15 protein-coding genes, 4 tRNA genes and 1 pseudogene are annotated in these 18,175 nt (G+C 59.4%); 8 read left to right on the top strand and 12 right to left on the bottom strand.

Annotated elements, in window-relative coordinates:
- Positions 1 to 41: 41 nt before the first annotated feature.
- On the bottom strand, positions 42 to 2,276 hold the full coding sequence (locus ACIQV9_RS22520) for a DNA internalization-related competence protein ComEC/Rec2 (RefSeq protein WP_403106094.1): 2,235 nt from the start codon (positions 2,274 to 2,276) through the stop codon (positions 42 to 44).
- Positions 2,277 to 2,411: 135 nt separating this feature from the next.
- Between ACIQV9_RS22520 and ACIQV9_RS22515 the strand changes: the two genes are divergently transcribed.
- Positions 2,412 to 2,930: a DUF2062 domain-containing protein gene (locus ACIQV9_RS22515; protein ID WP_403106091.1), complete on the top strand. Its 519-nt coding sequence runs from the start codon at positions 2,412 to 2,414 to the stop codon at positions 2,928 to 2,930.
- 140 nt (positions 2,931 to 3,070) lie between these two features.
- Here ACIQV9_RS22515 and ACIQV9_RS22510 read toward each other — a convergent pair whose 3' ends face one another.
- From ACIQV9_RS22510 to ACIQV9_RS22495, 4 genes are all read right to left on the bottom strand, one after another.
- Positions 3,071 to 3,850, bottom strand: a complete 780-nt coding sequence (locus ACIQV9_RS22510) for an ABC transporter permease (protein ID WP_403106088.1) — start codon at positions 3,848 to 3,850, stop codon at positions 3,071 to 3,073.
- The gene (locus ACIQV9_RS22505) at positions 3,847 to 4,779 is read right to left on the bottom strand and encodes an ABC transporter ATP-binding protein (protein WP_403106085.1); all 933 of its coding nucleotides are present in this window, start codon (positions 4,777 to 4,779) and stop codon (positions 3,847 to 3,849) included. Before ACIQV9_RS22505 ends, ACIQV9_RS22510 begins: the two co-directional genes overlap by 4 nt.
- Positions 4,780 to 4,912: 133 nt before the next feature.
- Entirely contained in the window at positions 4,913 to 5,536 is a 624-nt protein-coding gene (locus ACIQV9_RS22500) for a glutathione S-transferase family protein (protein WP_403106082.1), read from the bottom strand.
- Positions 5,537 to 5,579: 43 nt separating this feature from the next.
- Entirely contained in the window at positions 5,580 to 6,239 is a 660-nt protein-coding gene (locus ACIQV9_RS22495) for a transglutaminase family protein (protein WP_403106079.1), read from the bottom strand.
- Positions 6,240 to 6,487: 248 nt separating this feature from the next.
- Here ACIQV9_RS22495 and ACIQV9_RS22490 point away from each other — a divergent pair, with 248 nt between their 5' ends.
- A complete protein-coding gene (locus ACIQV9_RS22490) occupies positions 6,488 to 8,935 on the top strand; it encodes an acyl-CoA dehydrogenase (RefSeq protein ID WP_403106076.1) in 2,448 nt (815 codons plus the stop codon).
- A 65-nt stretch (positions 8,936 to 9,000) separates the two neighbouring features.
- Positions 9,001 to 9,408 (top strand): PA2817 family protein, encoded by a 408-nt coding sequence (locus tag ACIQV9_RS22485; protein ID WP_010461909.1) that lies wholly within the window; start codon positions 9,001 to 9,003, stop codon positions 9,406 to 9,408.
- 148 nt (positions 9,409 to 9,556) lie between these two features.
- Here the strand turns inward: ACIQV9_RS22485 and ACIQV9_RS22480 are convergent, their stop codons facing one another.
- A complete protein-coding gene (locus tag ACIQV9_RS22480; protein ID WP_403106072.1) occupies positions 9,557 to 10,546 on the bottom strand; it encodes a LysR family transcriptional regulator in 990 nt (329 codons plus the stop codon).
- 90 nt (positions 10,547 to 10,636) lie between these two features.
- Between ACIQV9_RS22480 and ACIQV9_RS22475 the strand changes: the two genes are divergently transcribed.
- The 4 genes from ACIQV9_RS22475 to ACIQV9_RS22460 all read left to right on the top strand — a co-directional run bounded on the left by ACIQV9_RS22475 (position 10,637) and on the right by ACIQV9_RS22460 (position 14,702).
- Positions 10,637 to 11,263, top strand: a complete 627-nt coding sequence (locus ACIQV9_RS22475; RefSeq protein ID WP_403106070.1) for an alanyl-tRNA editing protein — start codon at positions 10,637 to 10,639, stop codon at positions 11,261 to 11,263.
- Between the two features lie 92 nt (positions 11,264 to 11,355).
- Positions 11,356 to 12,126 (top strand): 2OG-Fe(II) oxygenase, encoded by a 771-nt coding sequence (locus ACIQV9_RS22470; protein WP_403106067.1) that lies wholly within the window; start codon positions 11,356 to 11,358, stop codon positions 12,124 to 12,126.
- Position 12,127: 1 nt separating this feature from the next.
- Entirely contained in the window at positions 12,128 to 12,766 is a 639-nt protein-coding gene (locus ACIQV9_RS22465; RefSeq protein ID WP_403106064.1) for a LysE family translocator, read from the top strand.
- A 196-nt stretch (positions 12,767 to 12,962) separates the two neighbouring features.
- Complete coding sequence (locus ACIQV9_RS22460) at positions 12,963 to 14,702, top strand: dipeptidase (protein ID WP_403106061.1); 1,740 nt, start codon at positions 12,963 to 12,965, stop codon at positions 14,700 to 14,702.
- Between the two features lie 147 nt (positions 14,703 to 14,849).
- On the opposite strand, the gene ACIQV9_RS22455 is transcribed toward ACIQV9_RS22460, so the two are convergent.
- The 4 genes from ACIQV9_RS22455 to ACIQV9_RS22440 form a co-directional block, all read right to left on the bottom strand.
- A tRNA-Gly gene (locus ACIQV9_RS22455) sits at positions 14,850 to 14,925 on the bottom strand.
- 3 nt (positions 14,926 to 14,928) lie between these two features.
- Positions 14,929 to 15,004: transfer RNA gene (locus ACIQV9_RS22450), tRNA-Glu, on the bottom strand.
- Positions 15,005 to 15,109: 105 nt separating this feature from the next.
- Positions 15,110 to 15,185 (bottom strand) — tRNA-Gly (locus ACIQV9_RS22445).
- 2 nt (positions 15,186 to 15,187) lie between these two features.
- A tRNA-Glu gene (locus ACIQV9_RS22440) sits at positions 15,188 to 15,263 on the bottom strand.
- Between the two features lie 378 nt (positions 15,264 to 15,641).
- On the opposite strand from ACIQV9_RS22440, the gene ACIQV9_RS22435 reads away from it, so the two are divergent.
- On the top strand, positions 15,642 to 16,412 hold the full coding sequence (locus ACIQV9_RS22435) for a hypothetical protein (protein ID WP_403106058.1): 771 nt from the start codon (positions 15,642 to 15,644) through the stop codon (positions 16,410 to 16,412).
- A 626-nt stretch (positions 16,413 to 17,038) separates the two neighbouring features.
- Here the strand turns inward: ACIQV9_RS22435 and ACIQV9_RS22430 are convergent.
- Positions 17,039 to 17,902: a methyl-accepting chemotaxis protein gene (locus ACIQV9_RS22430; protein ID WP_370654447.1), complete on the bottom strand. Its 864-nt coding sequence runs from the start codon at positions 17,900 to 17,902 to the stop codon at positions 17,039 to 17,041.
- Positions 17,900 to 18,097, bottom strand: a pseudogene (locus tag ACIQV9_RS22425) (HAMP domain-containing protein); the annotation flags it as partial. The gene ACIQV9_RS22430 and the pseudogene ACIQV9_RS22425, both read right to left, overlap by 3 nt.
- Positions 18,098 to 18,175: the final 78 nt, after the last annotated feature.

Below are 18,175 nucleotides of genomic sequence, written 5' to 3'. Positions count from 1 at the left end.
GACCGTGATGTCGCATCCGGTCGGGCTTTCATGACTCGCGGTTATGGGTCGGACACTGGCGGATCGCGCCAGAAACGCCGTTCCAGACGCATCGCCCACGGTGGCTTGAAGCGACCCAGTTGCAGACGAATGGCGCCGTGGGCAGCACTGTCGTAGATCGCCATCCCGCGTTTTTGATAGCGCGCCATGACCGTGGGATGCGGGTGGCCAAAGGAATTGCCCTGGCCACGTGATATCAGCACAGCCCTGGGTTGTAACGCGGTGAGCAGCGCCATCGAGGACGAACTGCGGCTGCCGTGGTGCGGCGCCTGAAGCCAATCGGTTGGCACGGCAAGCGGACCGGCGAGCAGCGCCCGCTCGGCATCGGCATCGATGTCACCGGTCAACAGCAATCGCTCGCCATTGGCTTCGATCTGCAAGACACAGGATTTTTGATTGCTGTCGCGGGCGGATGTCCATTGCCAGAGCCGGAAGCTCACATCGTCCCAGGTCCATTGCTTGCCGCTTTCACAGCCCTTGGCGCGCAACTCGGCTGGCAGCGCCTCGGGGTCACCGCTCAGGACCCGCGTCACCGGCAATCCGTTGGCGACCGCGCGCGCACCGCCGGCATGATCGGCGTCGGCGTGGCTGATAAGCATCAGGTCGATCCCGGATACGCCCAGTTTGCGCAATGTCGGCAGGACCACCCGCTCGCCGAGGTCGAAATCTCCAAAACGCGGCCCAGTGTCATACAACACCGTGTGATGACGGGTGCGCACGAGAATGGCCAGGCCTTGGCCTACGTCCAGTTGCCAGACATCGGCGACGCCATCGGGAAACATTGGACGAGGTGGAAAAGCCAGCAACAGCAGCAGCGGCCAACCCAAAGGGCGCAAAGGCACACCTTTGGGCAGTAATAGAAGAAAGGCCCCCAGCGTACCGAGCGCCCAAATCCATACCGGCACCGCGACCGGCACCCAGGCGGGCAATCGCCCGGCCATCAGTGCCAGCCCCTTGAACAACAGGTCGATCAGACCGCCCGCCAACCACAGCAACCCCTCGCCCACATAGGGGATGGGCAGTAACAACGTCCCGAGCAAGGCTGGCGGCAACACCACCAGGCTGACCCAGGGCACCGCCAGCAGATTGGCAACTGGTCCGCTGACGCTGATTGGCAAGCCAAGTATCAACAGCAATGGGCACAGCCCGATCGCGATCAGCCATTGCGCACGGGTCCAGGTTTGCCACCAACGCCAGGGCCCCAGCCGCCCACCGAAGGTGAAGATCAACACCGCCACCGCGGCGAAGGACAACCAGAATCCCGGCTGCAGGCTCGCCAGCGGGTCCAGCAATAAAACGCCATTGAGCGCCAACAACAGTGGCCACCAGGCGCCAAGGTGTCGAAACCGCAGCCGCCACAACAGCACCAGACCGATCATCACGCAGGCCCGCTGCACCGGCACCTCGAAACCGGCCAGCAGCCCGTAACCCAGCGCCGCAACAAACGCCAGTCCGCAGGCCCATGGCAGCCACGGCAAACGGTTGGGCCACAGACCATAGCGAGCCAGCCCGGCGATCAGCAGATACACCAGCCCCGCCAGCAGTCCGATGTGCTGCCCGGAAATCACCAGCAGGTGCACGGTGCCGGTGTCTTGCAGCACTTGCCAGTCCTCGCGGCTCAGCCCGCCGCCGTCGCCCAACACCAATGCGGTCAGCGCCCCCGTCCGACCTTGGGCATCAACGGTCTGCAAACGCTGGCGAATGCTGTCGCGCCAGGCCCATTGGGCGGCGGCCAGCCTCTGGCCGTCCTTGACCGTCCCGGTAGCACCGATGCGTTGAGCCAGGAGCCAGGCGTCGTAGTCGAAGGCATGCGGGTTGAGCAGCCCGGTAGGACGCTTCAACTTGACCGCCAGTCGCCACCGTTCGCCGCTGTTGACGGGCGGTCCGTCATACCAGGCGAGGCGCAGATGCCGGGGCAGCCGGGTGCTTCGGGACCGACTGTCGGTCAACTCGAAGCGCACCACACCTTCGGCATTCTGCGGTAGGCCCGTCACCCGGCCTTCGACCCAACGAGTCTCGCCATCGAGCTTCAGCGGCAGGCGATCATCCAGCGCCCACTGCGCACTCGCGCACGCCCAACTGAAGCCGAACAGGAAAAACGCCAACGGGTAAGTCCGAAACGGCAACAGCATCAAACCCACAACCGGCAGCAACATCCATAACCAGACCGGCGGTAAAACCGGTAAAAAACGCAGGGCCAGCAGACCCAACGCCAGCGCCATCATCCCTGTGCGCATACGCCCGTCCTTGAGAGTCCCACCCTAGGCATAGCTGCCCGAACGCACGCGCACGGTTATTAATTGTCACAAAGTCTGAATGGGCGGTTCATAGAATCCAGACATACTTGCCGCCTTAACCGACCGAGAAGCCTTATGCCCCGGCGCTTATTCAAACGTTACATGCCAGACCCGACCAGCATCAGGGAACACAAATCCTTACGCTTTCTCGGCACCCTGCTGCATGACCCGAACCTCTGGCACCTCAATCGTCATTCCGTCGCACGGGCCATGGCAGTGGGTCTGTTCGCGGCATTCCTGCCCATTCCGTTGCAGATGCTGGTCGCTGCCATTCTGGCGATCGTGGTGCGGGGCAACATGCCCATTGCCGTCAGCCTGGTCTGGCTGACCAACCCGATCACCATGCCTGCCGTGTTCTTCTGCACTTATCAGACGGGGGCGTGGTTGATGGACGTGCCGGCCAGGCATTTGCCGGACGAGCTGACCTGGGAATGGATCAGCGGCGAGCTGTCTACTTTGTGGCAGCCGTTTTTGTTGGGTTCAGTGGTGATGGGCCTGGTGCTGGGCGCCCTCGCCTATTGCCTGGTGATGATGTATTGGCGCTGGTGGGTTGGGCGGCAGTGGAAGCGGCGTAAGCAACGCCGGATGAAGTAGATGCAAAACGGCCTCCATTTTTGGAGGCCGTTTTTTGTGGTGTCTGGGCAGACGCCTTCGCGGGCAAGCCTCGCTCCTACAGGTCTGATGGTGCCCTGTAGGAGCGAGGCTTGCCCGCGAAGCAGGCGACGCGGTCTTTCTCAGGTACGCATCCCGCGCCCACTGACCAGCAATCGCGCACAACCGATGTACAACACAACCGTCGCCACCAGCATGAAGGTAATCGCCACGCTGATCTTGATGTCCGAAACGCCAAGAATGCCGTAACGGAAGGCGTTGACCATGTGCAGCACCGGGTTTGCCAGCGACACCGTCTGCCAGAACGGCGGCAGCAAACTGATCGAGTAGAACACCCCGCCCAGGTACGTCAGGGGCGTCAGCACGAACGTCGGGATGATCGAGATGTCATCGAAGTTGCGCGCAAACACGGCGTTGATGAAGCCCAGTAGCGAGAAGATTGTCGCCGTCAGCACCACCACCAGAATAGTCACGCCCAGGTGATGCACCTGCAATTCGGTGAAGAACAGTGACAGCAACGTCACGATCAACCCGACCATCAAGCCACGCAGTACGCCGCCCAGGGTGTAGCCGATCAGAATCGTATGCGGCGATACCGGCGACACCATCAACTCTTCGATGGAGCGCTGGAACTTGCTGCCGAAGAAACTCGACACCACGTTGCCGTAGGAGTTGGTGATCACCGACATCATGATCAGGCCGGGCACGATGTATTCCATATAGGTGAAGCCACCCATGTCACCAATCTGCCGACCGATCAGGTTACCGAAGATCACGAAGTACAGAACCATGGTGATGGCCGGCGGCAGCAGGGTCTGCGGCCAGATCCGGGTAAAGCGCTTCACCTCGCGGTAGACGATGGTGTTGAGGGCAACGAGGTTGGGTTGCAGCTCGGAACTCATACCGCCACCTTCGACAGATTTTTCTCCACCAGGGACACGAACAACTCCTCGAGGCGATTGGTTTTGTTACGCAGGCTCAGCACTTCGATGTTTTGCTGCGCCAACTGGGTGAACAGCGCGGTGATGCCCATGGCCTTGTCGACCTGGACTTCGACGGTGTGGCTGTCGAGCAGCTTGGTCGGGTAACCGAGCAACTGCGGCGCGACGTTCAGCGTGTTCTTGAGGTCGAGCAGGAAGGTTTCCACATGCAGCTGGCCGAGCAGCTGTTTCATGCTGGTGTTCTCGACAATCGTGCCGTGGTCGATGATCCCGATGTTGCGGCACAACTGCTCAGCCTCTTCCAGGTAGTGGGTGGTGAGGATGATGGTGATGCCTTTCTGGTTCAGCTCGGTGAGAAAGGTCCACATCGAGCGACGCAGTTCGATGTCCACACCCGCGGTCGGTTCGTCGAGGATCAGCAGGCGCGGCTCGTGAACCAGTGCGCGGGCGATCATCAGCCGACGCTTCATGCCGCCGGACAGCGAACGCGACGGCACATCGCGCTTGTCCCACAGCCCAAGCTGGGTCAGGTACTGTTCGGCGCGTTCCTTGGCGATCTTCGGCGGGATGCCGTAGTAACCGGCCTGGGTTACGACGATGTCGAAGGTTTTTTCGAACTGGTTGAAGTTGAATTCCTGGGGCACCACGCCGATGGAGCGCTTGAGCTGCGCAGGATTCTTGTCCAGGTCGTGACCGAAGATATTCACGGTACCGCTGGTCTTGTTCACCAGGGTCGAGAGAATGCCGATGGTCGTGGATTTGCCGGCACCGTTAGGGCCGAGCAAGGCGAAAAAGTCACCTTCGGCGACGTCCAGATCGATACCACTCAGGGCCTGGAAACCGTTGCCGTAGGTTTTGGTTAGCTGCCGGATGGACAGAGCGGAACTCATATCGGATTTACGCACCAAGAAGGGAAGAAAGGGATAACTATGGGCGGGCGGCGAGCAATACAACCGCGGCGCACGAGCGCAATGGTGCTTGTCGCCGCCAAACAAGTACAGTCAAGTGTGTCGATAGTGAGTATTAAGTCAACGCGGTCATAACGGCTTTTTTATACGCCGGACGCTGTTTCAGTCGTGCATACCAGGCTTCAAGATGCGGCTGCGGTGCACGCTCGATCGGCATCTCGAACCAGGCATAAATGAAACTGCCGAGGGGAATGTCGCCCATACCGATTTCGTCGCCGGACAGGTACGGCTTGGCCGCCAATGCCTGGTTCGCCGTCGTCAGCAGATCATCGCACTCCTTGATCGCGGCGTTGATGGCGGGCCAGTCCTGCTTGTCTTCAGGTGTGCGCAACACGCCCCAGAACACCGTGCGGAACGGGCCGGCAAAACTGGAGGTGGTCCAGTCCATCCACTTGTCGGCAGCGGCGCGAGCCTTCAGATCCGTCGGGTACCAGGCCGTGCCATTGGCGCGGCTGGCCATCAGGTAACGCACGATGGCGTTCGATTCCCAGAGCACGAAGCCGTCGTCTTCGATCACCGGCACACGACCGTTGGGGTTCATCGCACGGTACTGCGGCGTATCGACAACACCAAAGGCGCCGCCCGCATCGATGGCTTCATAGGCCAGGCCCAGTTCCTCGGCGGCCCACAATGGCTTTCTGACATTCGACGAATTCTTCCGACCCCAGATCTTCAGCATGACCGCCTCTTTATGGATAAATGCGCAGGCAGCATACGCCGGATCAGGCGCGGCTCAAATCACTCTGCATGTCACCCAGCAATGCCGGCAATGTGTCGCTGAACAGGTGCGGGTAGCACTTTTCCAGGTGCTCGAAGAAGAACGTTTCGGGCACGTCGGTGAACTGCCCGTGGTCGACCAGGTATTCCATTAGCTGCTCGCCGTTGCGGTTGAAAGGATGGAAAACACTGTCGTTGATGCCGTCGAACTCCAGCGGCGCCACATTGAACAGTTCGCAGAGTTTCTGGTTGAAGGCCGGCGTCGCCTTGACCCAGCGACCGTTCAGATGCAGCTCGGTATAGCCGTGCATGGCAAACACGTCGCTCTTGAGCAATTCAAGCAAACGCGGCGTCGACAGGTGATTGCGCACGTCCGCCAGACCGATCCGTGCAGGGATCCCGCAATGTCGCGCGGCACCGGCCAGCAGTGTGGCCTTCGGCACGCAATAACTCTCCCCGGCCGCCAATGCATAACTGCCGCGCAAGGTCTGCGGGTCGCGACTGAAGGTGTAGGGGTTGTAACGCACGGCTTCGCGCACCGCGTAATAGAGATTGATCGCCTGCTCAAGCGGATCGCGACTGGCGCCCCGATGTTTTTCGGCGAACTCCACCACCGAGGGGTGGTCACTATCGATGAAGCGGCCGGGACTCAGATACTCGTGCATGAGAACAATCTCCTGGGGAAGCCACGAGTCTAGCGACACCTTCAGCACAGAGATAACGACGTTTCGGCCAAACATGGGCGCATAGCCGCGTAGGAAACGAACGATTTCCCGGGCGTGTTGCCAACCCAACCTACAAAACTCATCGATGGTTTCCCACGAATTCAATCACCTCGCTCCGACCACCCTGTTTTGCGGATGCCGTCTAAGCTCTGAAGGTTGGTTTTGCCTTGGTTCACGGAGGATTAAATATGCTGCTGTTGTGGATACTGGTTCTGGTTGTAGGGATAGCTTATTTAGCCCACCGTCGCATCGCCCCCCTGCCCGCCCTGTGCATCGTCGCTGTCTATATCGTCGCGATGGGTGCCTTTAGCCGCGCGCCAGGCTGGCTGCTGCTGGTTTTCTGGGTGTTGATCGCAGCCGTCGCGGCGCCGTTGTTGCTGCCCGACCTGCGTCGCAAATTCTTCAGCGCGCCGCTGTTCAGCTGGTTCCAGAAAACCCTACCGCCGATGTCGCAGACCGAACGCGATGCGATCGACGCCGGGACCGTGTGGTGGGATGGCGAACTGTTCAGCGGTCGCCCGGACTGGAACAAGCTGCTTTCCTATCCAAAAGCGCAGCTGAGTGAAGAGGAACAGGCCTTTATCGACGGTCCGACCGAAGAACTCTGCGCCATGGTCACCGACTGGCAGATCGGACAAGACATGGACCTGCCTCCCGAAGCCTGGACCCACATCAAGGAAAACGGCTTCTTTGCACTGATCATTCCCAAGGAATTTGGCGGCAAGGGCTTCTCGGCCTATGCCCACTCCCAGGTAGCGATGAAACTGGCGACCCGCAGTGGCGACCTCGCGTCCACCGTGATGGTCCCTAACTCGCTGGGCCCCGCCGAACTGCTGCTGCATTACGGCACCGACGAACAACGCAACCATTACCTGCCACGACTGGCCCGGGGTGACGACATCCCGTGCTTCGCACTGACTGGTCCGCTGGCCGGCTCCGACGCCGGCGCCATGCCCGACACCGGGATCATCTGTAAAGGTGAATGGGAAGGCAAGGAAACCCTCGGTCTGCGCCTCAACTGGGAAAAGCGTTACATCACGCTGGGCCCGGTGGCCACCCTCCTCGGCCTCGCCTTCAAGGCCTATGACCCGGACCATTTGCTGGGTGACAAGGAAGACCTGGGCATCAGCCTGGCGCTGATCCCGACCGATACGGCCGGTGTTGAAATCGGTCGCCGTCACCTGCCGCTGGGTGCCGCTTTCATGAATGGCCCGAACTCCGGCAAGGACGTCTTCGTGCCGCTGGACTTCCTCATCGGCGGCCAGGAAATGCTCGGCAAGGGCTGGATGATGCTGATGAACTGCCTGTCGGTCGGGCGTTCGATTTCCCTGCCTGCGGTCGGCACCGGCGCGGCCAAGTTCACCAGCCTGGTAACCGGTCAGTACGCGCAGGTTCGCGAGCAATTCAATGTTCCACTGTCGGCATTCGAAGGTATTCAGGAAGCCATGGCACGCATCGGCGGCAACGCCTGGATGATGGACGCTGCCCGAATGCTGACCGCCAACGCGGTGGACCTGGGCGAGAAACCGTCGGTGCTGTCGGCGATTCTCAAGTACCACCTCACCGAACGCGGCCGCGAGTGCATCAGCCACGCCATGGATGTTCACGGCGGCAAGGCGATCATCATGGGGCCGAACAACTACCTCGGTCGCAGCTGGAATGGCGCCCCCATCTTCATCACCGTCGAAGGCGCGAACATTCTCTCGCGCAACCTGATGATCTTCGGTCAGGGCGCCATTCGCTGCCATCCGTTCGTGCTCAAGGAAATGGCCCTCGCTGGCCGTGAAGACAAGGATCAGGCACTCACCGAGTTCGATGGCCTGCTGCTCAAGCACATCGGTTTCGCCGTGAGCAACGCGGCCAGTACACTGGTGCTGAACCTCGGCTTCGGGCACTTCGAACACGCGCCTGGGAACAAGCTCAGTCAGGGTTATTTCCGTGCGCTTAATCGTCAGGCCGCTGCGTTCGCCATGCTCGCCGACCTCAGCATGATGCTGCTGGGCGGTGAACTGAAACGTCGCGAACGCCTGTCGGCGCGTCTTGGGGACGTGCTCAGCAACCTGTACCTCGCCTCCGCCGCGCTCAAGCGTTACCACGACCTCGATTCGCCGGAACACATGGCGCCGCTGTTCACCTGGGCCATGGAAGAAAGCCTTGGTCAGTCGGAACGTGCGCTGGATGAGTTGCTGAGCAACTTCCCGAACAAGGTGCTGGGTTGCCTGTTGCGGGTGATCGTGTTCCCGTTCGGCCGTCGTCACAAAGGGCCATCGGACAAACTCGGCGCCGAAGTCGCTGCGGTAATCGGCCGCGCCAAGGGCGATCCAACCCTCGAAGAATTGCTCGGCGGTTGCTACCGTCCGCAATCGGCGGACGACGCGGTCGGTGCCCTGCAACATGCCTGCAACCTGTTGAACGCAGCGCAGCCATTGCAGAAAAAACTGCATGTGGCGCTCAAAAGCGGTCAGGTCAAACCGGCTGCCGGGGAACATGTCATCGATGCAGCGCTGGAGGCTGGGGTATTGCAACCTGGTGAGGCGCAGTCCCTGCGTGATGCCGAGGTGGCGCGGCGCAAGGTCATCGACGTCGATGATTTCGACAAAGACGAACTGGCGCTGGCCGACGGAAAGGTCCGCTGATCCTGTAAAAACGGGCGCGGGAGCTTTATACTCCCGCGCCCGTTTTGCTCTTGAGGACTTATCTCGTGTCCAACGTCGTTGCCGATCATCTTGTCTTGCTCGACCACCTGCGCAGCATCCTGGTCGCCGTAGGTGAGGCCGAACAGGTTCCCGAAGAAAGCCATGCCTTGTTCCTGGAGCGCTTCGACGAACTGCGTGCATTGCTGCCGGTCGACCCGATCGAAAGCCAATACCTGGGCCAGGACATTCTGTGCCAGGTAATTACCCGTTATCCGCAAATCGCCCACCTGGTCCCACGTGACCTGTTGTGGTACTTCGCCGGTGACTGCCTGCATTACATGCCCGATGATGAAATCGATTTGTACCAGGCACTGGAAGAGCGTCGTTTCGAAGCCGAACAGAACGACGAACCTTTCGACTGGAATCAGGAAAAACAGCTGCTGGCAATGTCGAACGACGAGCCGAAGCACTGATTCTCGGCTAGAAATGCTAAAGGCCCGCATGGTTATTCATGCGGGCCTTTTTTGTGGCATTGCCGAGGACGCCTTCGCGGGCAAGCCTTGCTCCTACATGGTTGTCCGCGATCCCTGTAGGAGCGAGGCTTGCCCGCGAAGGCGTCCGTCAAAGCAACCCATCACTCTCAGGCAACTCATATTCCGCCGCGACCTTACCCAGCTTCCCCGGCTTGCTCAGGGTCGGCTCCTTCTCCAGACACTCCACCAGATAATCAATAAACACCCGCAACTTCGGCGGCAAATACCGCGTCGGCGAATGCAGCAACCAGGCGCCGCCATGGTAAGACGCGAGGAACGTCCAGTCCGGCAGCACTTGCACAATCAACCCCTGTTCCAGCGCATAACGCGCGGTGAAATACGGCAGACTGCCAATCCCGATGTGCTGCAACACCGCGCCCAGTCGCACGCCCGTGTGATTCGCCGCATAACGGCCGCGTACTCCGACCGTCACAGCCTTGGTGCCTTTCTTGAATTTCCAGCGCGCATCGCTCGGGGTTTCACCCAGGTAGATGCAGCTGTGGTTGAGCAAGTCATGGGGATGCGTCGGCGTGCCATGTTCGGCCAGGTACTGCGGCGTCGCGCAGAGCAAATGGTCGATGGTCAGCAACTGCCGCCCGACCAACCCAGCGGGTGGTCGATCAGTAATACGGATCGCCAGATCAACGTTGTCGTCGATCAGATCCACCTGCCGATCCTCAAGCAACAGCTCCACATCCACTTTGGGATAACGGCGCAGAAATTCCGGCATATGCGGGTGAATCACAAATCGGCCGACCGCCTTGGGCACGCTGACCCGCACCAGCCCTTCCGCTTCATGGGTGTACTGCCCGCTGATTTCCATCACGGACTTGGCCGCACTGACCATTTCCTGGCAGCGCTTGAACACCTCTTCGCCACCGTCACTCAAGCGCAGCTTGCGCGTGGTTCGCTGCAGCAGACGCGTGGCCAACGCTTTTTCCAGACGCGAAATACTGCGACTCACCGCCGACGGTGAAGAGCCCAATTGGCGAGCCGCTTCGGAAAAGCTGCCGGTCTCGACAACCTTGACGAAAATCGCCATTTCACCCAGCAGTGGCAGTGGAAGATTTATGCTCACAGCGCAACAGTCCTTTGATGTTTGAACGGATTATCACGCAATTCCACGCTTCATATAATAAAAAAAGAAACTTTAATGAGGACATGGAATATGACGCTTCGCCTCTTTTTCCATAGTGATGACCTCAAGGCCAATGTGGAAGTCCTGGATTGCACGCCCCAGGAGAACGAGTTTGCGGTGGTGCTGCGCGCCACCTTGTTTCACCCCCAGGGTGGCGGTCAGCCTTTCGATACCGGCTGGATTGGCGAAAGCCAGGTGCTGCGCGTGGTGCAGGACCCGGACCGGATCATTCATTTTGTCGATCAGCCGGTAAAACTCGGCATGACCCAGATCCGGATTGACGAGCAACGCCGCCAGCTCAATTCGCGCATGCATTCGGCCGGTCACCTGATCGGCCATTTTGTCCAGGCCCTGGGCTGGATGCCGATCAAGGCTCATCACTGGCCAGGCGAAGGACGCGTGCAGTTCAAACCGTCAGAGTCGGCAAAAGAGGTAGACGCTGAAATACTTCAGCACGGCATCGAGCAATGGGTTGCCCATGATCTGCCACGCCTGACGTCGATGCGCGAAGGCGCTCGGGAAATTGGTTTCGGTGAGCTGCCCGCCTACGGCTGCGGCGGCACCCATGTACGTAGCCTGAAGGATTTGGGCACGGTCACGATCGCTTCCCTTTCACTGAAAAAGGGAACGCTGTCAGTCCACTACAGCGTGGATTGAGCATTTGGGCGATGGCGTCCCCGTCATCGCCTGGCGCCGGGGGAGCCTGCGTTCGCGGGTTCTGTTGACTATCTGATAGATGGACCTAAGACATGATGCTTGACGTCGAGCGTCTCGATGAGACGTGCATAAAAAAACTGGCCAATGAAGAAGTCCTCGCCATCCGCGTTAAAGGCCTGCTGCCCCGGCCGTTGGCCATTGAGATTGGCGACAAGATTCTTGCCCCGGGCTTCGAAGGCTATATCAATGCGCCGAGCATCGGTCGCATCGGCATGGCGTTTTATGAGGCGGAAAACCAGCCGTTGCTGATCGAAGATTATTTCGAGCATGCCTCGCGCAACATCACGGAGTTGCGTAATCGCTGCGCACCCTACTCGTCCCCGGTCGACACCCTGCGCTGCATGCTCGATGAGTCCTGGCCGGCGGGTGCGCACCTGGAAAATCTCTACGGCCGAAAGATGTATGTCGGGCTGTCCCGCGTGGTGAAACCTGGGGTGTGCTTCCTGGCCCATCACGACATTTTCGCCAAGGACGCCCCGGACAGTTACCAGGCCAGAAGCCTGGAAGCGCAGTTCGCCTGCAACGTTTACCTGAACATGCCCACCGAGGGTGGCGCCTTGCAGATGTGGGACCACGATATTTCTCCGGATCAATTCGACGAGATGCGTGGCGACAGCTACGGCATCGACCCGGTCCTGCTCGGCACGCCGACCCTGGAGATTCGTCCTGAGCCGGGTGATTTCATCATGTTCAATTCGCGCTGCATGCACTCGGTGACGCCGGGCGTGGCAGATCCGCGATTGAGCCTTTCGTTCTTTGTCGGCTATCGCGGCAATGCTTCACCCCTTACTTTCTGGAGTTGAAATGCTTTCGAATTACCTGGGCGAGTTCCTGGCGCTGGCAACCATTCACTTTCTGGCTGTGGTCGCCCCCGGACCGGACTTCGCTGTCACTATCCGTCAGAGTGTGCGTTTCGGCCGCCTGGTCGGGATCTGCACGGCCTTGGGCATCGGTGCGGGGATTTCCGTGCACGTGCTTTACACCCTGCTCGGGGTCGGCGCGTTGATGCACACGACGCCTTGGTTATTGACCGTGGCCAAGGTGGTGGGTGGCGCTTACATTTTGTACCTCGGTGTCAGCCTGCTGCGCAGCAAACCCAAGTCCGCGCTTGAGGGAGACAAAGTCGCCGAGGAGCCGGTCGTCGAGCAAACGCTGCTGAAGGCGTTCACCACCGGTTTTCTGACCAACGCAACCAACCCCAAGGCGACGCTGTTTTTCCTGGCGATTTTCACCACACTCATCAGCGCCACGACACCCTTGAAGATCCAGGCGCTGTATGGGATTTGGATGTGTTTTGTGAACGCGTTGTGGTTCGTGATCGTCGCGCTGTTCTTTTCCAGTGCCCGGGTACGATTGCTGTTCATACGTATGGGGCATTGGTTCGAACGCACCATGGGGGTGATTCTGATCCTGTTCGCCGGACGCTTGATCCTCTCGATGTAAAACCGTCTGAAACGCAAAAGGCCCGCTCAGTCAGACTGGCGGGCCTTTTTCGTTTGTGCGCCGCTTTTGCATTTCTGTGCGACAGATCCCACTTCAGGGCTCCCGTAACACTCCGTTACAGTGTTAGGTTGGAAACGTTTCTGTCTCATTGATCAGAAACTTCTCACCAACTGCCTGCAAAGGAATGCCCCCTGCAATGAATTTCTCACTCAAGCACCTGGCTGCGTCAACCCTGATTCTGGCCAGCCTTTCGTCGTTCACCCTGACCGCACAGGCCAACATCACCCCGCAACAGAGCGCGGCGATCCTCAAGACCTTCAGTGACGCATCGGTCACGGATTTCAGGCAATTCCTGGGAGGCCTGGCCAAGAGCGATCTCGGCAAAACCGCCGACCTCGGCCTCGCTATCAGTGCCTTCCTCGACAACAAGACCCTTACTCTAGACCAGCAGAACGAAATCCATCGCCTGCTTGGCCTTTATGCACGGGTGAAATACGGCAGCGCTGCCACCGAGACCCTGCGCGAGCTGGTGGCCATCCCGACCTTCCGCGTCGAGGGCGTTGACCAGCACGACAATCCCGAATTCATCAAGATCGCCGAGAAGATCAAGGGCCTGGCCCAGGCGTTCAACCTGAACTTTCGCAACATCGACAATCGCGTCTATGAAATCTCCCTTGAAGGCAGCAGCGATGAAGTCGTGGGCATTCATGCGCATGCCGATGTGGTGCCCGTAACGCCGGAGAATTGGGTCCTCAAAGACGGCACCAAACTTGATCCGTTCAAGGTCACCCTGATCGGCGACCGCATGTATGGCCGGGGCACCGAGGATGACAAGAACGGCATCGTGGTAGCGCTTTATGCGATGAAGATCATCAAGGAAGAGAAGCTGCCGCTGGCGCGCAATTTCAAGCTGCTGGTCGATACCACCGAAGAAACCACCGGCGACGCCATCCCTTATTACTTCGAACACAACCCGACACCTAACTACAACCTGGCGCTGGATGGCGGCTATCCGGTAGTGATTGCGGAGAAAGGCTACGGCACCGTGATGGCGAACTTTGCCAAGCGCAAGGCCGAGGGCACGGGCGCCGAGATCATCTCGATGACCGGCGGCATGGCCACCAACCAGATCCCGTCGACATCGGTCGTCACCCTTTTGAGTGAGAAGCCTGCCGAGTTGGCCGCCAGCCTGCAGAAGGCCGGCGCCGATTATGCCAAAAGCAATGGCGGCAACTTCGACGTCACCGCCAAGGTTGATGGCAAGGACGTCAAATTGACGGTCACCGGCGTTTCCGCCCACTCCTCCGAGCCCGAATCCGGCGTCAACCCGGTGTCGAGAATGCTGGGCTTCATCAATAGCCTGGATGGCAAAGTCGCGCTCAAGCACAACCACATCACCGATGCCGCCCGTTATGCAGCGGACAACTGGGGCCTGGATTACCTCGGGGGTAAATTGGGGGTTGGTTTTTCCGATGCCTTCATGGGACCGCTGACCGCTTCCCTGACCTATGTCGGGATGGACGATAAAGCCTTCAAGCTCGCGGTCAACCTGCGGGTGCCGAAGGGCAAGTCCCCGGAAACGCTAAAGACCGAAATCGCCGACAAGCTTGGTGCCTGGAGCAAAAAAACTCAGGTTGCAGTGACCTTCGACTACTCGATCGCCGAGCCGATGTACCGCAACCCTGAAGGTGAATGGGTCAAGGCCTTGCTCGCCGTGGCCAGCGAAAACCTTGGCATGGAACACAAGTACGGCACCTCTGCGGGCGCCACCTCGGTCCATGAACTGCCCAATGGCGTGCAATTCGGCCTGGCCAGACCCGAGGTCAAGTACACCGGCCACACCGACAACGAGTTCAAGACCGTCGACCAGTTCCTGCTGGACCTGCAGATCGTGACGGAAATGATGGGGCGCATCGGGCAGTTGCCGAAACTCTGATCGCCTTTTCGGACCCGCTGTGGGGGCGGGTCCGACGCGTTGATCGTCTTGATGCCAGCACCCACAAAAAAGGGCCTTCGGGTCCTTTTTATAAATGACACACAAACAAAAACGCCGCTCATTGCTGAGCGGCGTTTTCGTTAAATATGGAGCGGGAAACGAGACTCGAACTCGCGACCCCGACCTTGGCAAGGTCGTGCTCTACCAACTGAGCTATTCCCGCAAATGGCGTCCCCTAGGGGACTCGAACCCCTGTTACCGCCGTGAAAGGGCGGTGTCCTAGGCCACTAGACGAAGGGGACACGCTAACTGAAACACATGGTGTGTATTTCAGTGCCCAAATCCGCATCCGAAGATGTCGGCTCTGGCTTCACTCAGCCCTGCCCGAAAGCAACGCTGCTTAAAATTGGAGCGGGAAACGAGACTCGAACTCGCGACCCCGACCTTGGCAAGGTCGTGCTCTACCAACTGAGCTATTCCCGCATTGGCGTCCCCTAGGGGACTCGAACCCCTGTTACCGCCGTGAAAGGGCGGTGTCCTAGGCCACTAGACGAAGGGGACACACGTACAACATTCACTTCCTACCGCGTTTCGCTGTGTGCTTTACGCTGTAAGTGGCGCGCATTCTATGGATGGATTGAGGGGTCGTCAACCCCCAGATATAAATTTATTTAAATCAATGACTTCGCCCCGCTTTCAGCCAGGATTCAGGCTTTTCCCTATCCTGACCTTTGGTGACTATATTCTGGCAACCACCAAGACGTTATAGTCCGCCGCTGAGGATGATGGCAATCTGAACCACCGTTGCCAGCATTTATATAAGTAGAACCACGGCCGATATAAAGATAGCCACAACCGATTCAACTCGTCGAGCGGCCCTATGCGCCCAAATGCCAAGCCACTACACTCGATCGCGAACCCTATAAAGAGGTCTTACCGGTGACACCACTCATGATCACCCTGCTAGTCGTAGCCGGGATCGCACTATTGATCGCCATTGGCTACATGAACCATGTGGTGGAAAACAACAAGCTGGAAAAGGCCCGTACCAAGGTTGAACTCAACGACCGCCTGCGTCGCTGCGGCGAAATCACCGAGACCTTCCCCGGTCAGCTGATGACACCTGCGCTCAAGCTGCTGCTGACCCGCCTGGAACTCAACGTTTGCCAGCGCTTGCTCAACCTGGAAAAAACCAGCTCCAACCTCAGGGCCCGGATTACCGAGCTCGAAGCCCTGGCCGCGCAAGGCGAATCGATCCCGGTCAACAACCCGCCGGCACCGATCCAGACCGAAGCCAAGGCCAAGGACGTGCGTTTCCTGCTCGAAGCCCTGCACGGCCAAATCACCCGCGCCGCACAGGACGGCTTCCTGCCGACCAACGAAGCCAAGCGCTGGATTCGCGAAGTGCGGCACATTCTGGTCCTGCTGCACATCGAGTTCTTCAACAACCTCGGCCAGCACTGTCTGCAACAAAACCAGCCAGGCCAGGCCCGCCTCGCCTTCGAACGCGGCGTGCAATACCTGCGTAAACAGCAGGAACCGCAGGTCTACGCCGAACAGCTCGAATACCTGGAAAAACTCCTGGCGCGTGCCAACGCCATGGTGATGGACAACATCGCGGCGGTTGAAAGCGAAGCGAACCAATTGAACGTAGGCCTCAAAGACGTCGAGGCGGATGCGGACTGGAAGAAGAAAGTGATTTACGACTGATCAAAAAAAGTAAAAAGAAGCCACCGCGAGGTGGCTTTTTTTTGCGGTGGGTGAGTAATGCCGGGGAAGATTGGTTGGCTGTCAGGTCGCCATCGCTGGCAAGCCAGCTCCCACAGGGATTTGGTGTGCATCGGCTAGAGCCTGGTCGGCTGTCAGGCCGCCATCGCTGGCAAGCCAGCTCCCACAATGGATCGGCGTACACCAAGCGCTTCTCACCACTCATCAGGCCGAGCGTTAGCTCGCCTGCAGCTTTTGATCTTGATCCACCCGCCCCGTCGGGAGGCTGAGTGGAGGTGTTCATCCGGGGAGTGGCGCGCAGCGCCGTTCGACGCAGTCGAACACGCTGCATGTAGGTCGTCGCGAAGCAGACCGGAAGGCAGTGTCCCCGGATGGATACCGGAGCGAAGGTACGCCGAGCCTTAGCGAGGGGCCGGACGCTTGGGGCGAGACTTTTTGGTTCCTTTTGTGGCGTTTGACAAAAGGGACTCGCCGTAAGGGCGAAACCATAAGTGGCCGTTACCGCAGAAATGGATATGTACACCCGAAAGAACATGGTCGGCTATCAGGCCGCCATCGCGAGCAGGCTCACTCCTACACGAGATCTGTGTACATACGCGGGAGACAGATCAGAGCCGGAAGTGCCCGACCATCCCTTTCAACTCAACCCCCAACTGCGCCAGCTCAATGCTCGACGCCGCATTCCCCCGCATCGCCAACGAAGACTGATCCGCACTCGCACGAATACTCGTCACACTGCGATTAATCTCCTCGGCCACCGAACTCTGCTCCTCGGCAGCCGCCGCAATCTGCTGGTTCATCTGCTGAATCAACGACACCGCCGCCGCAATACTCCCCAACGCACTCTCAGTCTGCAACGCGTCACTCACCGCCAGCTTCACCAGCTCACCACTGTTCTGAATCTGCTGCACAGACGACTGCGCCGCCGAACGCAAGGCGCTCACCAGACGCTCAATCTCCTCGGTCGATTGCTGAGTGCGCTTGGCCAGCGCCCGAACCTCATCCGCCACGACCGCAAAACCCCTGCCCTGCTCGCCGGCCCGTGCCGCCTCGATCGCCGCATTGAGCGCCAACAGGTTGGTTTGCTCGGCGACACTCTTGATCACACTGAGCACCGTGCCGATGTTCTGGATTTCCGCACTCAGGCTTTCGATGCTCGAACTGGCCGACGTCGCCGAGTCCGCCAGCTGCTCGATCCGCGCCATGCTCTGACGCACCACCTGCTGGCCACTTTCCACCTTACCGTCCGCGGTTTGCGCAGCCTGAGCGGCTTCCTCCGCGTTACGCGCCACATCGTGCACCGTCGCCGTCATCTGATTCATCGCCGTGGCGACCTGCTCGGTTTCTTCCTTCTGGCTACTGACCTCCAGGTTGGTCTGCTCGGTCACCGCCGATAACGATTGCGCCGAACTCGCCAACTGCTCGATCCCGGCCTGCAAACCACTGACGATAGTGCTCAGTCCCGCCCCCATCTGCTGCATGGCCTGCATCAACTGGCCGATTTCGTCACGGCGCGTCACTTCAACCGTCGCACTCAAATCACCCGCGGCGATCTGCTGCGCGACACGAATCACACTGCGCAGCGGCGCCACGATCAACCGGGTAATCACCCACGCCGCAATCAACCCGACCAGCAATGCCAGCGCTGAGGAGCCGATGATCAGCATGGAGTTCTTTTTCAACTCGGCCTGCATCGACTGGTCTTCGGCGACATAAGCCTGATCGACCCTTTCCACCACCTGGGC

This window comes from Pseudomonas sp. NPDC099000, assembly GCF_044759925.1.
Taxonomy (GTDB): Bacteria; Pseudomonadota; Gammaproteobacteria; order Pseudomonadales; family Pseudomonadaceae; genus Aquipseudomonas.
Note: the sequence above shows the minus strand (reverse complement) of the source record. Positions and strands in the feature narration are given on the sequence as shown.

Excerpts from the sequence above, each read along its gene's own strand:
- ACIQV9_RS22475 (WP_403106070.1), top strand. The coding sequence starts at position 10,637 with ATGACGCTTCGCCTCTTTTTCCATAGTGATGACCTCAAGGCCAATGTG.
- ACIQV9_RS22470 (WP_403106067.1), top strand. The coding sequence starts at position 11,356 with ATGATGCTTGACGTCGAGCGTCTCGATGAGACGTGCATAAAAAAACTG.
- ACIQV9_RS22510 (WP_403106088.1), bottom strand. The coding sequence starts at position 3,850 with ATGAGTTCCGAGCTGCAACCCAACCTCGTTGCCCTCAACACCATCGTC.
- ACIQV9_RS22460 (WP_403106061.1), top strand. The coding sequence starts at position 12,963 with ATGAATTTCTCACTCAAGCACCTGGCTGCGTCAACCCTGATTCTGGCC.
- ACIQV9_RS22520 (WP_403106094.1), bottom strand. The coding sequence starts at position 2,276 with ATGCGCACAGGGATGATGGCGCTGGCGTTGGGTCTGCTGGCCCTGCGT.
- ACIQV9_RS22505 (WP_403106085.1), bottom strand. The coding sequence starts at position 4,779 with ATGAGTTCCGCTCTGTCCATCCGGCAGCTAACCAAAACCTACGGCAAC.
- ACIQV9_RS22465 (WP_403106064.1), top strand. The coding sequence starts at position 12,128 with ATGCTTTCGAATTACCTGGGCGAGTTCCTGGCGCTGGCAACCATTCAC.
- ACIQV9_RS22515 (WP_403106091.1), top strand. The coding sequence starts at position 2,412 with ATGCCCCGGCGCTTATTCAAACGTTACATGCCAGACCCGACCAGCATC.
- ACIQV9_RS22500 (WP_403106082.1), bottom strand. The coding sequence starts at position 5,536 with ATGCTGAAGATCTGGGGTCGGAAGAATTCGTCGAATGTCAGAAAGCCA.
- ACIQV9_RS22495 (WP_403106079.1), bottom strand. The coding sequence starts at position 6,239 with ATGCACGAGTATCTGAGTCCCGGCCGCTTCATCGATAGTGACCACCCC.
- ACIQV9_RS22430 (WP_370654447.1), bottom strand. The coding sequence starts at position 17,902 with ATGGGGGCGGGACTGAGCACTATCGTCAGTGGTTTGCAGGCCGGGATC.
- ACIQV9_RS22490 (WP_403106076.1), top strand. The coding sequence starts at position 6,488 with ATGCTGCTGTTGTGGATACTGGTTCTGGTTGTAGGGATAGCTTATTTA.